The organism is Vibrio antiquarius, from assembly GCF_000024825.1.
GTDB classification, from domain to species: Bacteria; Pseudomonadota; Gammaproteobacteria; order Enterobacterales; family Vibrionaceae; genus Vibrio; species Vibrio diabolicus.
In genome coordinates, this window is record NC_013456.1 from 571,017 (window position 1) to 584,948 (window position 13,932).

General features: G+C 46.9%; 8 protein-coding genes, 1 tRNA gene, 3 rRNA genes and 1 riboswitch. Of the genes, 9 read left to right on the forward strand and 3 right to left on the reverse strand.

The genetic code is table 11. The annotated features are described in order from the left end of the window. Positions 1-7 precede the first annotated feature (7 nt). Together fabR and VEA_RS02760 are read left to right on the forward strand one after the other, a co-directional pair. A complete protein-coding gene (gene fabR, locus VEA_RS02755; RefSeq protein ID WP_005378632.1) occupies positions 8-649 on the forward strand; it encodes an HTH-type transcriptional repressor FabR in 642 nt (213 codons plus the stop codon). Next, positions 649-1,014: a YijD family membrane protein gene (locus VEA_RS02760; protein WP_005378634.1), complete on the forward strand. Its 366-nt coding sequence runs from the start codon at positions 649-651 to the stop codon at positions 1,012-1,014. The genes fabR and VEA_RS02760 overlap by 1 nt, the downstream gene beginning before the upstream one ends. A gap of 66 nt (positions 1,015-1,080) precedes the next feature. Here the strand turns inward: VEA_RS02760 and trmA are convergent, their stop codons facing one another. Beyond that, positions 1,081-2,190 carry a tRNA (uridine(54)-C5)-methyltransferase TrmA gene (trmA, locus tag VEA_RS02765; protein ID WP_012841302.1) on the reverse strand — a complete coding sequence of 370 codons (1,110 nt, stop codon included), beginning with the start codon at positions 2,188-2,190 and terminating at the stop codon, positions 1,081-1,083. Between the two features lie 186 nt (positions 2,191-2,376). Next, a riboswitch (cobalamin riboswitch) is annotated at positions 2,377-2,574 on the forward strand. A 56-nt stretch (positions 2,575-2,630) separates the two neighbouring features. On the opposite strand from trmA, the gene btuB reads away from it, so the two are divergent. The 3 genes from btuB to murI are packed head-to-tail and all read left to right on the forward strand — an operon-like array spanning position 2,631 to position 6,053. Continuing rightward, the gene (gene btuB, locus VEA_RS02770; RefSeq protein WP_012841303.1) at positions 2,631-4,466 is read left to right on the forward strand and encodes a TonB-dependent vitamin B12 receptor; all 1,836 of its coding nucleotides are present in this window, start codon (positions 2,631-2,633) and stop codon (positions 4,464-4,466) included. A gap of 59 nt (positions 4,467-4,525) precedes the next feature. Beyond that, positions 4,526-5,209: a Dph6-related ATP pyrophosphatase gene (locus VEA_RS02775; protein WP_012841304.1), complete on the forward strand. Its 684-nt coding sequence runs from the start codon at positions 4,526-4,528 to the stop codon at positions 5,207-5,209. Between the two features lie 40 nt (positions 5,210-5,249). Then, on the forward strand, positions 5,250-6,053 hold the full coding sequence (murI, locus tag VEA_RS02780; protein ID WP_012841305.1) for a glutamate racemase: 804 nt from the start codon (positions 5,250-5,252) through the stop codon (positions 6,051-6,053). Here murI and VEA_RS02785 read toward each other — a convergent pair. Beyond that, positions 6,016-6,471: an RNA-binding protein gene (locus VEA_RS02785; protein ID WP_031780357.1), complete on the reverse strand. Its 456-nt coding sequence runs from the start codon at positions 6,469-6,471 to the stop codon at positions 6,016-6,018. The two genes, murI and VEA_RS02785, sit on opposite strands and share 38 nt — an antisense overlap. A gap of 554 nt (positions 6,472-7,025) precedes the next feature. Between VEA_RS02785 and VEA_RS02790 the strand changes: the two genes are divergently transcribed. The 4 genes from VEA_RS02790 to VEA_RS02805 all read left to right on the forward strand — a co-directional run bounded on the left by VEA_RS02790 (position 7,026) and on the right by VEA_RS02805 (position 12,078). Beyond that, a 16S ribosomal RNA gene (locus VEA_RS02790) occupies positions 7,026-8,578 on the forward strand. A 278-nt stretch (positions 8,579-8,856) separates the two neighbouring features. Continuing rightward, positions 8,857-11,745, forward strand: a 23S ribosomal RNA gene (locus VEA_RS02795). 93 nt (positions 11,746-11,838) lie between these two features. Continuing rightward, positions 11,839-11,955, forward strand: a 5S ribosomal RNA gene (gene rrf, locus VEA_RS02800). Together the 16S, 23S and 5S rRNA genes with 1 tRNA gene alongside form the textbook arrangement of a ribosomal RNA operon. 46 nt (positions 11,956-12,001) lie before the next feature. Then, positions 12,002-12,078 (forward strand) — tRNA-Asp (locus tag VEA_RS02805). A 486-nt stretch (positions 12,079-12,564) separates the two neighbouring features. Here VEA_RS02805 and pssA read toward each other — a convergent pair. After that, the gene (gene pssA / locus VEA_RS02810) at positions 12,565-13,905 is read right to left on the reverse strand and encodes a CDP-diacylglycerol--serine O-phosphatidyltransferase (protein ID WP_006742762.1); all 1,341 of its coding nucleotides are present in this window, start codon (positions 13,903-13,905) and stop codon (positions 12,565-12,567) included. Positions 13,906-13,932 lie beyond the last annotated feature (27 nt).

Consider the following 13,932-nt stretch of genomic DNA (forward strand, 5'->3'; position numbering starts at 1 on the left):
GTTAAGAATGAAATCGATGGGAATCCGCGCACAGCAAAAAGAGAAGACACGTCGATCATTGATCGATGCGGCATTTAGTCAATTAAGTGCGGATCGCAGCTTTTCCAGCCTTAGCTTGCGAGAAGTCGCCCGAGAGGCAGGGATTGCACCGACTTCTTTTTACCGTCACTTCAAAGATATGGATGAGCTAGGCTTAACCATGGTTGATGAAGGCGGTTTGCTACTACGTCAACTGATGCGTCAGGCGCGTCAACGTATTGTGAAAGAAGGTAGCGTAATTCGTACCTCGGTCGAAACCTTTATGGAATTCATTGAAAGTAGTCCGAACGTTTTTCGTTTGTTGTTGCGTGAGCGCTCCGGCACTTCTGCTGAATTTCGTACCGCTGTTGCTCGAGAAATCCAGCATTTTGCGGCAGAATTAACCGAGTATTTAATGAGCACCGGCGTGACCAGAGAAGAGGCGTATACTCAAGCAGAAGCGTCTGTGACTTTGGTTTTCAGTTCGGGGGCTGAAGCTTTAGATTTAGATCGACGTGAGCGCGATGAACTCGCCGAGCGATTGATCATGCAATTGCGAATGATAGCCAAAGGGGCCTATTGGTATCGCAAAGAACGTGAACGTAACCGATTAAAAGGCGGGATAGAATAATGTCGAATGGAAATAAATCTGAAAAGAAAACGCTGATTTTGGCACTGGTTGCAGGTATGTGTGGTGATGCTTTATTGTCATGGTTGACCATGAGTGAAGTATCGTTTTCAATCTTCCCATTGATTGCACTCGTACTGGCTGTACAAGCTCTTTACCAAGAGTACCTAAATAACCCGGTATCAGAAGATATCCCATTAGTTGGCTTGGCGTGTTTCTTCGTAGGTGCGTTTGGTCACTCTGCGTTTATTAAAGCGCAATACCCAGAAGCAGGCTCAAACTTCTTTGCGATCATGGTTTCAATGATCTTACTCGCATGGATTGGTAAGAAGCTAGGTTTTGTCAGCAAGAAGACTTCTGCGGAATAAGCAAAACGAATCAAATTAAAAAAGCGAGCCATTGAGCTCGCTTTTTTTTGTATTTGACGCGGTGGGTTACGCTTTGCGTTCCAATAGCACGCCCGCTTCCATATGGTGGGTATAAGGGAATTGGTCAAACAGAGCAAAACGCGTCACGTTGTGTGTTTCGCATAGAATGTCCAAGTTCTCTTTTAGAGTCTCAGGGTTACAAGAGATGTACATGATGCGCTCGTAACCTTGCACCATTTTACAAGTATCGGCATCCATCCCAGCACGTGGTGGATCGACAAAAATCGTGTTGCAGTTGTAGCTCTTCAGATCCACACCTGCATCTTGTAGACGACGGAATTCACGCTTACCTTCGATCGCTTGAGTAAATTCCTCTGCTGATAGACGTAAGATTTGTACGTTATCAATCTTATTGGCAGCGATGTTGTACTGTGCAGATACAACCGATGGTTTAGCTAGCTCAGTTGCCAGGACGCGGTCGAAATTCTGTGCCAGCGCCAGCGAGAAGTTACCGTTACCACAGTAAAGCTCTAGTAGGTCGCCAGTGCTTTCTTGGGTACAGTCGACCGCCCATTCCAGCATCTTCTCTGCGACTTTGCCGTTCGGCTGAGTGAAGCTGTTCTCTACTTGTTGGTAGATGTAGCTTTGACCATTTACATCGAGCTTCTCGATCACGTAGTCGCGGTCTAGGACAATCTTCATCTTACGAGCACGACCAATGATGTTTAGGTTGAAGCCTTCATCATTTAAGCGCTGTTTAAGGGCTTTCGCGTTTTCAATCCACTCTTCATCAAGTTGGCGATGGTAAAGGAGTGAAACCAGAATCTCACCACTTAGCGTCGATAGGAAATCCACCTGGAACAGTTTACGACGTAGCGAGTCGTTGTCTTTCATCGCTTCAACCAATAGCGGCATCAGATCGTTGATCAGACGGCTTGCTGCAGGAAATTGGTCAACACGGTATTTCTCACGAGTTTCTTGGTTGAACATGATGTAGTAAAGATCTTCGCCTTCATGCCAAACACGGAACTCAGCACGCATGCGGTAGTGCTGCTCTGGTGATTCAAACACTTCCAGTTCTGGCATGTTGTATGGCGCGAACATATCCGTGAGACGTTCGACTTTTTCAGCCAGTTGTTCTTGGTAGCGTTGTGGGTTTACATCAAGAGTAGCCATGATCTTACCTTTTATGGTGCATTCAATTTAAGAGCGCAGATTTTATTCAATCTCAATAGGATGTCCAGTTTTGTACTGGAATTGATTTAAAGATAGTGCGTACAGACAGAGTAGAAAGCAAAATTAATCAAAACGTTACAACTTGTAAGGGCAATATTGGCTGGACAAATAATCAATAGCTGAATAATATTTGCCTCAAGCTGGTGCTATCTAGCAATCTAGATGGCTGAAATGGGAATCTGGTGTGAATCCAGAACTGACGCGCAGCGGTAAAAGAGAACGAACGCTCATCAGACACTGCATTAGTTTATGTGGGAAGTCGAGCAAGTAGGCGGTACACCCGTGCTCTTGAGTCCGAATACCTGCCAGCAACTGAGCCACAGCACTGGACTGTCATGACGACAGGGCTCGGAAGGAATTACGCGATTTAGGACAATACAATGAGAAAATCCGCACTGGCGATCACTTTGGCATCGCTGCTTTCACCTGTCTCTTATCTACAGGCCCAAGAAACCTCCACTGACGAAACCATCGTTGTGACTGCAAACCGTTTTGAGCAAGCCGAAAGCCGTACGTTGGCAGATGTCGAAGTGGTTACTCGACAAGACATCGATCGCATTCAAGCGAAAACCCTACCAGATGTATTGCGTCGTCTTACGGGGATTCAAGTTTCACAAAATGGTGGTCGTGGTCAGTTAGCGTCTTTATTTGTTCGTGGTACCAGTTCCGACCAAGTTCTAGTCCTGGTTGATGGCGTACGTTTTGCACGAGCAGCGAAGGGCGCTGTGGACTTTAACCAAATCCCACTTACTTACGTTCAACGGATTGAGTACGTGCGTGGTGCGCGTGCGTCACTTTATGGCTCAGAAGCGATTGGTGGCGTGATCAATATCATCACCATTGCGCGTGCTGACGAAGAAGGAACGAAGTTAAGTGCGGGTTTAGGTAGCTTAGATTACCAAGAATTGAGTGTGGCATCTGGCATTAAAGTCACAGAGAGCGGCCAGCTGAATATCGCGCTTGGTAGTGAAAGTGATGATGGTTATAACGTTCGTCCTGTACCGGGAGTTAATGACGGCGATCGCCATGGCTTTGATACAAAGAATGGTCTGCTAGGTTACGTGCATAACTTCAATGACCAGTGGTCTGTATTTGGTAACCTACGTGCTTACGAAAATGTTTATCAATATGACAGCAGCTACGGCAGTCGCGGTTATTACGAAGCAGAAAAAGACGACCTTTCTGCCACTCTGGGCGGTAAGTATCAGTCTGGTAACGTGATGTCAGAACTACAAGTAACGGCACAGAAACAGAAGTCTTGGAACTATGAGCAAGCAAAAGGCAAACACTCAGGTACTGAAGATGAACTTGAGCAGCAAAATGTCCAGTGGACCAACAGTTACTTGCTAAACAACAATACGACGTTTGCTGGTGGTATTGATTGGCGTAATGAGTCTTATAAAGACAAGAGTGCGAATAAAACGTTTGATCGTACCAATGGCGCTCTGTTTGGTATGGCAACCACTAGTATTGATAAAGCAATGCTTGAGGGCAGTGCTCGCTTGGATGATAACGAAGAATACGGTAGTGAGTTCACTTACAGTTTAGCGGCTGGTTACCAGTTTGTGCCAGAGTTTGGGGTTAAAGCTTCTTTTGGTACTGCGTTTAAGGCTCCAAACCTATATCAACAGTATGACCCAACGTACGGTGAGAAAGATCTTAAGCCGGAAGAGTCAGATGCTTGGGAGCTAGCATTCAGCGGTGATGTCCAAGGCGTTTTTTGGTCCGTCACGGGTTATGACTATAAAATCACGAATCTTATCGATTACCATCCAACGACATACAAATATTTGAATGTCGATGGTGAAACACATATCCAAGGTGTGGAGCTTGTTGCTGAGTTTGATACAGGGATTGTGCAGCACCAGTTGAGTGCGGATTACAAAGATGCTGAAGACGATAAAGGGCATCAGTTGCAGCGCCGCGCTAAAGAAATGTATAAGTGGAACGCTTTAGTGAGCTTCGATAAAGTGGACTGGTCGGTTAGCTATCAGTACGTCGGTAAGCGTCCAGATGTGGATTACAGCACTTGGCCTTCACAAGATATTACGCTTTCTTCTTACTCGTTGGTTGATACGGCGGTGACTTACTATCCGAATGAGTCGACCTCTATTAGCGCTCGTATCGATAATCTATTTGATGAAGAGTATGAGATGGCAAAAGGTTACCCTGCTGCAGAGCGAGCGTACTATCTCAACGTTGGCTACGAATTCTAATCGTGAATGAGCACAAACCGCCTTCGGGCGGTTTTTAATATTTTGTGGTGGAAAATCGAATGAAGAAACCCAAGCGAGTGGTGATCAGTTGGTCCAGTGGTAAAGATTCGACATTAACGCTTGAGCGCCTTAACGAGAATCCAAATTATCAAGTTATCGGTTTGTACACGACTTACGTAGGAAAAGAAGTCCCTTTCCAAGCAACTCCGCTTGAAGTCGTACAAATGCAAGCAGACTTACTTGCGCTTCCGCTCATTACTATCGAGCTACCTGAAGTCTTTCCAAGTAACGACATTTATCAATCGACCATCGTTAATGCATTACAAAGTAGTGGTCTGAACATAGAAGCTGTCGCATTTGGCGATATGTTTTGCAATGGCATTGCCGAGTACCGACGCAGCTATATTGAACCTGCTGGCTGGGAGTGCGTCTTTCCGCTATTAGGGGAGAGCAGCGACAAACTAGCGATGGAAATCATAGAGCGTGGTATTCAAACGATGTTGATCACCATCGACGGAAGTGTTCTCCCTCCAGAGTGGTGTGGTCGCTGGTATGACAAAGTCCTAATAGAGTCATTACCAAGTCAAATTGATCCCTGTGGGGAAAATGGTGAATTTCACACACTGGTCACGTCTTCGCCGTCTTTTCAAGGGCATATCGAGCTAACGAAGCGAGATGTAGAATCTGGAGATAGATTCAGCCATCAAAGATACCATGCTAAAGCATTGCCAAAACAAATCTAAGCAGTATGATCGCAACGTTTCTGTTCTTTAGGTAAGGCTCGTGCGAGTAGCAAGTAAGAAAAAAGTCCTAGTTTTTGACTCCGGTGTTGGTGGTCTTTCTGTATTCCAAGAGATACATCGCCTATTGCCGCAGCTTGACTACTTATACTTATTCGATAATCAGGCTTACCCTTATGGTGAACTCGATCAGGCGGTACTCATTTCACGAGTTAACCAACTGGTCTCTTCATTAGTCGAAGAACACCAAGTCGACATTGTTGTCATTGCTTGTAATACGGCAAGCACCATAGTGCTTCCTTCCCTACGCGAAAATTTATCTATTCCCGTTGTTGGTGTTGTCCCTGCGATTAAACCCGCATCGCTTTTAGCATCAAAAGGGGTGGGGCTGATCGCCACGCCGGCGACAGTAACACGCCAATATACTCATGAGTTAATACGAGACTTTGCGCAAGGCAAACCAGTTGAGCTGTTGGGATCCACTCGCTTGGTGGATATGGCCGAAGAGAAGTTGCGAGGCAACAGCGTTTCTCTAGACGAACTGACAAAAATCCTGCTTCCGCTTCGCGATAAAGTAGACGTTGCGGTGCTCGGTTGTACTCACTTCCCTTTAATCAAAGAGGAAATTCATCAAGCTTTGGGTGAGGACGTTACTTTAATTGATTCGGGTGCAGCCATTGCACGTCGAGTAAAAGCATTACTATTAAGTGATGAAATTGAGGATACGGAAGAGGGAAGTAAGTCGATTTATGCCAGTGCAACTCCTTGGCAGGAAGATGCACTGAACATTTGTTTAAAGGAGCTAGGTTTTAATCCTGTTCTGGTTTACCACCATCCGGGTGTTTAGGATCGTTCGCAATTCTCACTTTTAGCGTTCTCTCCATATATTCCTTTTCATTAAGTTTAGCGATAGCTGGCTTGGCATCTGCCGCAGCCATCACGACAAAACCAAACCCTCTTCTTTTTCCAGTGCGCTTATCTTTCATTAAGCGTACTGCATAGACCTGTCCATATTCAGCAAACAAATCGCGAACGTGACTCTCATTGGCCTTATAAGGAAGGTTGCCGACATACAGAGTTTTAGTCGATGGATCCGAGTCCGTTGATTGAATAGAAGGTGTCTGGCTAGAAAATGAAAATAAAAAAGCAGTAGCGATAACACCAATGAGAAAACTCAAGGCTGGTGGGATGGTGACTTGAGAGAAGACGATTCCCCCAACGACGGCCAGCCCAGCACATAAAATCAGATTTTTTTTAGACGTCATTTTAATTACTACACATAGTGATAAAGAGATCGATTGTCCATTAACAGAATAGACACATGAATCTTACGTATATGGTTGGTGTTTTTCCAACCAATTGCTGTGATATGTCTCAAATGTGACGAAGAAATATGCAAATATCACGCTTTTGGCTAACTAATGACCTGTTGAAAGTTTTTTTGCAAAAAACGCTTGTACTAATTTCTCAACTCCCTATACTGCGCATCCACCGACACGGAGTGAGACGAAAGTCACACAGCGAGTCGGAAGTGAGAGAAAAAGAAATTTGAAAAAATGCTTGACTCTCTCACGGTGCGGAGTAAGATACGCACCCCTAACGACGAGCAACTAAGTTGCTGGATAAGTTAGAAAAGCTCTTTAAAAATATAAACCTATCAATCTGTGTGGGCACTCGTTGATGATAATCCAATTAGAAACTTCGGTTTCAAATTAGGTTTCAATGAAACGAAGTGACCATTGAATCTTCGGATTCAGCACAGTCAATTCAAACATTACTTTATGTAATGTTCAGTATTCATTGAGCCGAACAAAATCTTAAATTGAAGAGTTTGATCATGGCTCAGATTGAACGCTGGCGGCAGGCCTAACACATGCAAGTCGAGCGGAAACGAGTTATCTGAACCTTCGGGGAACGATAACGGCGTCGAGCGGCGGACGGGTGAGTAATGCCTAGGAAATTGCCCTGATGTGGGGGATAACCATTGGAAACGATGGCTAATACCGCATGATGCCTACGGGCCAAAGAGGGGGACCTTCGGGCCTCTCGCGTCAGGATATGCCTAGGTGGGATTAGCTAGTTGGTGAGGTAAGGGCTCACCAAGGCGACGATCCCTAGCTGGTCTGAGAGGATGATCAGCCACACTGGAACTGAGACACGGTCCAGACTCCTACGGGAGGCAGCAGTGGGGAATATTGCACAATGGGCGCAAGCCTGATGCAGCCATGCCGCGTGTGTGAAGAAGGCCTTCGGGTTGTAAAGCACTTTCAGTCGTGAGGAAGGTAGTGTAGTTAATAGCTGCATTATTTGACGTTAGCGACAGAAGAAGCACCGGCTAACTCCGTGCCAGCAGCCGCGGTAATACGGAGGGTGCGAGCGTTAATCGGAATTACTGGGCGTAAAGCGCATGCAGGTGGTTTGTTAAGTCAGATGTGAAAGCCCGGGGCTCAACCTCGGAATAGCATTTGAAACTGGCAGACTAGAGTACTGTAGAGGGGGGTAGAATTTCAGGTGTAGCGGTGAAATGCGTAGAGATCTGAAGGAATACCGGTGGCGAAGGCGGCCCCCTGGACAGATACTGACACTCAGATGCGAAAGCGTGGGGAGCAAACAGGATTAGATACCCTGGTAGTCCACGCCGTAAACGATGTCTACTTGGAGGTTGTGGCCTTGAGCCGTGGCTTTCGGAGCTAACGCGTTAAGTAGACCGCCTGGGGAGTACGGTCGCAAGATTAAAACTCAAATGAATTGACGGGGGCCCGCACAAGCGGTGGAGCATGTGGTTTAATTCGATGCAACGCGAAGAACCTTACCTACTCTTGACATCCAGAGAACTTTCCAGAGATGGATTGGTGCCTTCGGGAACTCTGAGACAGGTGCTGCATGGCTGTCGTCAGCTCGTGTTGTGAAATGTTGGGTTAAGTCCCGCAACGAGCGCAACCCTTATCCTTGTTTGCCAGCGAGTAATGTCGGGAACTCCAGGGAGACTGCCGGTGATAAACCGGAGGAAGGTGGGGACGACGTCAAGTCATCATGGCCCTTACGAGTAGGGCTACACACGTGCTACAATGGCGCATACAGAGGGTAGCCAACTTGCGAAAGTGAGCGAATCCCAAAAAGTGCGTCGTAGTCCGGATTGGAGTCTGCAACTCGACTCCATGAAGTCGGAATCGCTAGTAATCGTGGATCAGAATGCCACGGTGAATACGTTCCCGGGCCTTGTACACACCGCCCGTCACACCATGGGAGTGGGCTGCAAAAGAAGTAGGTAGTTTAACCTTCGGGGGGACGCTTACCACTTTGTGGTTCATGACTGGGGTGAAGTCGTAACAAGGTAGCGCTAGGGGAACCTGGCGCTGGATCACCTCCTTATACGATGATTATTGCGATGAGTGTTCACACAGATTGATGGTTTTGAAGCGAAAGCTTCGAGCTATTATTGCTCTTTAACAATTTGGAAAGCTGACAAAACAACAATTTATTGTTGTTTGTAAAGTTCTCAAAGTATTCATTTATGAATACAACTAATAACACATTCAAGTGTTCTTGGAATTTGAGTCCGGCAAAATCGAAAGCTGTCTCGCTCATTCAAATAATGAGACAGCAACTTTGGTTGTTTAACATCAATTCGAAACTCCTTCGGGTTGTATGGTTAAGTGACTAAGCGTACACGGTGGATGCCTTGGCAGTCAGAGGCGATGAAGGACGTATTAACTTGCGATAAGCCCAGATTAGGCAGTAAAAGCCATTTGAGTCTGGGATTTCCGAATGGGGAAACCCACTTACATAAGTAAGTATCGTTATGTGAATACATAGCATAACGAGGCGAACCGGGGGAACTGAAACATCTAAGTACCCCGAGGAAAAGAAATCAACCGAGATTCCGAAAGTAGCGGCGAGCGAAATTGGACTAGCCCTTAAGCTTTATAGGCGTTAGGTGAACAAGCTGGAAAGCTTGGCGATACAGGGTGATAGCCCCGTAACTGACGACGCATATTCAGTGAAATCGAGTAGGGCGGGACACGTGATATCCTGTCTGAATATGGGGGGACCATCCTCCAAGGCTAAATACTACTGACTGACCGATAGTGAACCAGTACCGTGAGGGAAAGGCGAAAAGAACCCCTGTGAGGGGAGTGAAATAGAACCTGAAACCGTGTACGTACAAGCAGTAGGAGCAGGCTTGTCCTGTGACTGCGTACCTTTTGTATAATGGGTCAGCGACTTATATTCAGTGGCAAGGTTAACCATCTAGGGGAGCCGTAGGGAAACCGAGTCTTAACTGGGCGTTCAGTCTCTGGATATAGACCCGAAACCAGGTGATCTAGCCATGGGCAGGTTGAAGGTTGAGTAACATCAACTGGAGGACCGAACCGACTAATGTTGAAAAATTAGCGGATGACTTGTGGCTAGGGGTGAAAGGCCAATCAAACCTGGAGATAGCTGGTTCTCCCCGAAAGCTATTTAGGTAGCGCCTCGGACGAATACTACTGGGGGTAGAGCACTGTTAAGGCTAGGGGGTCATCCCGACTTACCAACCCTTTGCAAACTCCGAATACCAGTAAGTACTATCCGGGAGACACACGGCGGGTGCTAACGTCCGTCGTGGAGAGGGAAACAACCCAGACCGCCAGCTAAGGTCCCAAATTACTACTAAGTGGGAAACGATGTGGGAAGGCTCAGACAGCCAGGATGTTGGCTTAGAAGCAGCCATCATTTAAAGAAAGCGTAATAGCTCACTGGTCGAGTCGGCCTGCGCGGAAGATGTAACGGGGCTAAGTAGTAAACCGAAGCTGCGGCAATACTCTTTGAGTATTGGGTAGGGGAGCGTTCTGTAAGCGGTTGAAGGTGTGTGGTAACGCATGCTGGACGTATCAGAAGTGCGAATGCTGACATGAGTAACGATAAAGGGGGTGAAAAACCTCCTCGCCGGAAGACCAAGGGTTCCTGTCCAACGTTAATCGGGGCAGGGTAAGTCGACCCCTAAGGCGAGGCCGAAAGGCGTAGTCGATGGGAAACGGGTTAATATTCCCGTACTTCTTACAATTGCGATGGGGGGACGGAGAAGGCTAGGTGGGCCTGGCGACGGTTGTCCAGGTTCAAGTGCGTAGGCTGAAGAGTTAGGTAAATCCGGCTCTTCTTAAGGCTGAGACACGACGTCGAGCATCTACGGATGTGAAGTCATTGATGCCATGCTTCCAGGAAAAGCCTCTAAGCTTCAGATTGTAAGGAATCGTACCCCAAACCGACACAGGTGGTCGGGTAGAGAATACCAAGGCGCTTGAGAGAACTCGGGTGAAGGAACTAGGCAAAATGGTACCGTAACTTCGGGAGAAGGTACGCTCTCGACGGTGAAGTCCCTCGCGGATGGAGCTATTGAGAGTCGCAGATACCAGGTGGCTGCAACTGTTTATTAAAAACACAGCACTGTGCAAAATCGCAAGATGACGTATACGGTGTGACGCCTGCCCGGTGCCGGAAGGTTAATTGATGGGGTTAGACTTCGGTCGAAGCTCTTGATCGAAGCCCCGGTAAACGGCGGCCGTAACTATAACGGTCCTAAGGTAGCGAAATTCCTTGTCGGGTAAGTTCCGACCTGCACGAATGGCGTAATGATGGCCACGCTGTCTCCACCCGAGACTCAGTGAAATTGAAATCGCTGTGAAGATGCAGTGTACCCGCGGCTAGACGGAAAGACCCCGTGAACCTTTACTACAGCTTGGCACTGAACATTGACCCTACATGTGTAGGATAGGTGGGAGGCTTTGAAGCGCAGTCGCTAGATTGCGTGGAGCCGTCCTTGAAATACCACCCTTGTAGTGTTGATGTTCTAACGTCGACCCCTTATCGGGGTTGCGGACAGTGCCTGGTGGGTAGTTTGACTGGGGCGGTCTCCTCCCAAAGCGTAACGGAGGAGCACGAAGGTGGGCTAATCACGGTTGGACATCGTGAGGTTAGTGCAATGGCATAAGCCCGCTTGACTGCGAGAATGACAATTCGAGCAGGTGCGAAAGCAGGTCATAGTGATCCGGTGGTTCTGAATGGAAGGGCCATCGCTCAACGGATAAAAGGTACTCCGGGGATAACAGGCTGATACCGCCCAAGAGTTCATATCGACGGCGGTGTTTGGCACCTCGATGTCGGCTCATCACATCCTGGGGCTGAAGTCGGTCCCAAGGGTATGGCTGTTCGCCATTTAAAGTGGTACGCGAGCTGGGTTTAGAACGTCGTGAGACAGTTCGGTCCCTATCTGCCGTGGGCGTTGGAGAATTGAAAGGGGCTGCTCCTAGTACGAGAGGACCGGAGTGGACGAACCTCTGGTGTTCGGGTTGTGTCGCCAGACGCATTGCCCGGTAGCTAAGTTCGGGATCGATAACCGCTGAAAGCATCTAAGCGGGAAGCGAGCCTTGAGATGAGTTCTCCCTGATACTTTAAGTATCCTAAAGGGTTGTCGTAGACTACGACGTTGATAGGCAGGGTGTGTAAGCGTTGTGAGGCGTTGAGCTAACCTGTACTAATTGCCCGTGAGGCTTAACCATACAACACCCAAGGGGTTTTGATGGACTCAATGAAAGAACGTTGAATGTGTAAGAACGAGAATTAAGAAACAGCTTTCCGAATTAAAGAATTTGCTTGGCGACCATAGCGTTTTGGACCCACCTGATTTCCATGCCGAACTCAGAAGTGAAACGAAATAGCGCCGATGGTAGTGTGGGGCTTCCCCATGTGAGAGTAGGACATCGCCAGGCTTTAAATTATGGACACTTGCTGATTACAAGCGAGTGATACCACTGCGGAGTGGTAGTTCAGTTGGTTAGAATACCGGCCTGTCACGCCGGGGGTCGCGGGTTCGAGTCCCGTCCACTCCGCCACTTATATTAAGCCTCAGTCGAAAGACTGGGGCTTTTTTCGTTTTGGTTACCCGACTTCCCTTAACCCCATTTCCATATTGAAACCTTGCATCGAGAGGCAGGCTCCTCTCTCGCTATGCTTTCTAAGCCCTGTCATGAGTGAGGTGTTGCGCAGTTCCTGCTGAACAGGATCCCAGTCTCGAGCGCTAGTTTTTATCCCCTATGCTGACTCATTAAAGCTCCCCTTTATTACGTGTTAGAAAGCTTATTCACTAGCGTAGTGTAAGAAAGAGTAAGATCGGAAGACTGAGTTATTAAGCACCTAGCCACTAACGCATGTATTGCCTTTCTAGATTCTAGGTTGTTGCGTTTGGGGTTAAGTTGCGTCTCGCAAGCTTATTTACTGAAGTCTACTAATATAGAGGTCTAATAGAGTATTAAGCTGTTGGATCTAGGAATAATAAAAAAGCCCAGCAGGAAAATGCTGAGCTTTGAAGTTAATTATGCTTACAGGATGCGTTTTAAAACCCCATCTGCTTTTAGGCGGGTTATTTTTCTTACTAACCGTTGCACCCCTATCGGATAATCTTCCACTTTTTCTAACTGTTTATAAGTACAGATAAGGTGGGTATGCTCAAGGATACGCGAAACCTCATCTTCGAACTTATCAGTGAGTTTCGCATAATTGTCTTGGATGAGAAGTCCATTTTCTAGATCAAGTGACCAAGCCCGAGGATTTAAGTTATTCCCCGTCAGTAGCATATAGCGTTTATCAACCCAAATGCCTTTGAGATGGAAGCTATTATTGTCATGCTTCCAGAGGTGAATTGACAGTTTACGCGCAGCGATATTCGCTTCATTTGCTTTCGCAAAGCGGCGTAGGTTTACTTCATACAGATATGGAAGTCCACCAATGGTTTTAAAGTCTTCCTCAGGGGCAATATAAAAGTCGTTTGCTGTCTTGTCGCCCACAACAATAGTTACTTTCACACCGCGTTTCATGGCTCGCTTCACTTCACGATGCAGCGCTTTAGGGAAGTTAAAGTAAGGCGTACAGATAAAGATTTCGTTTTGGGCGGCCGCTAGTAACTTTACAATCTGTTGATTGAGCAGATTGCGGCGTTTGCCTAGACCAACTAGTGGGGTGATTTTTACACTTTCCTCTGTTGGTGGTTGGTCTTCAAACTTATAATTAGCTTGAGCAAGTGAAGCTCTCAGTTGACGAATCGCCGACTTAATTTCTTTGGTTTCTGGCTTATCTTTTCCAGCAAGATCATTGACAGCAGGGTGAGCAATCATCTCTTCCTGAATGAATTGCACCATTGAATTAGCTAGAGACTCATGTCGAATCACATGGTAACGATCAAAGCGATAGCGTTCGTGATAGTGCAGATAAACATTATTTAAGCTTGCTCCACTGTAGATGACAGTATCATCGACAATGAAGCCTTTTAAATGCAGTACCCCAAAAACCTCTCTGCCACGCACAGGTATGCCATAGACAGGGATCGGGTGTTGGTACTTATTGGCATACGCTTTGTAAAGCGCAGAATTACCCTCAGATGTTTCCGCACCAATCAGGCCACGCTGCGCTCGATGCCAGTCGACACAGATATTGATGTCCAACCCAGGATTGCGCTGTTTCGCTTCATAAAGCGCAGTGAGAATTTCACGTCCAGCTTCATCATCTTCCAGATATAGAGCGACTAGGTAAATTCGCGACGTTGCTTTGCTGATTGCATCCAAAAGACGAGTCCTGAATGATTCTGCTGAATACAGAACATCAAAGTCTTCCGGATTGACAGCGAGACTTGGCAACTGTTCGAATGGATTCCTACTTACTATCATATCGGTATGAGTACCTTAGTTTAGTGC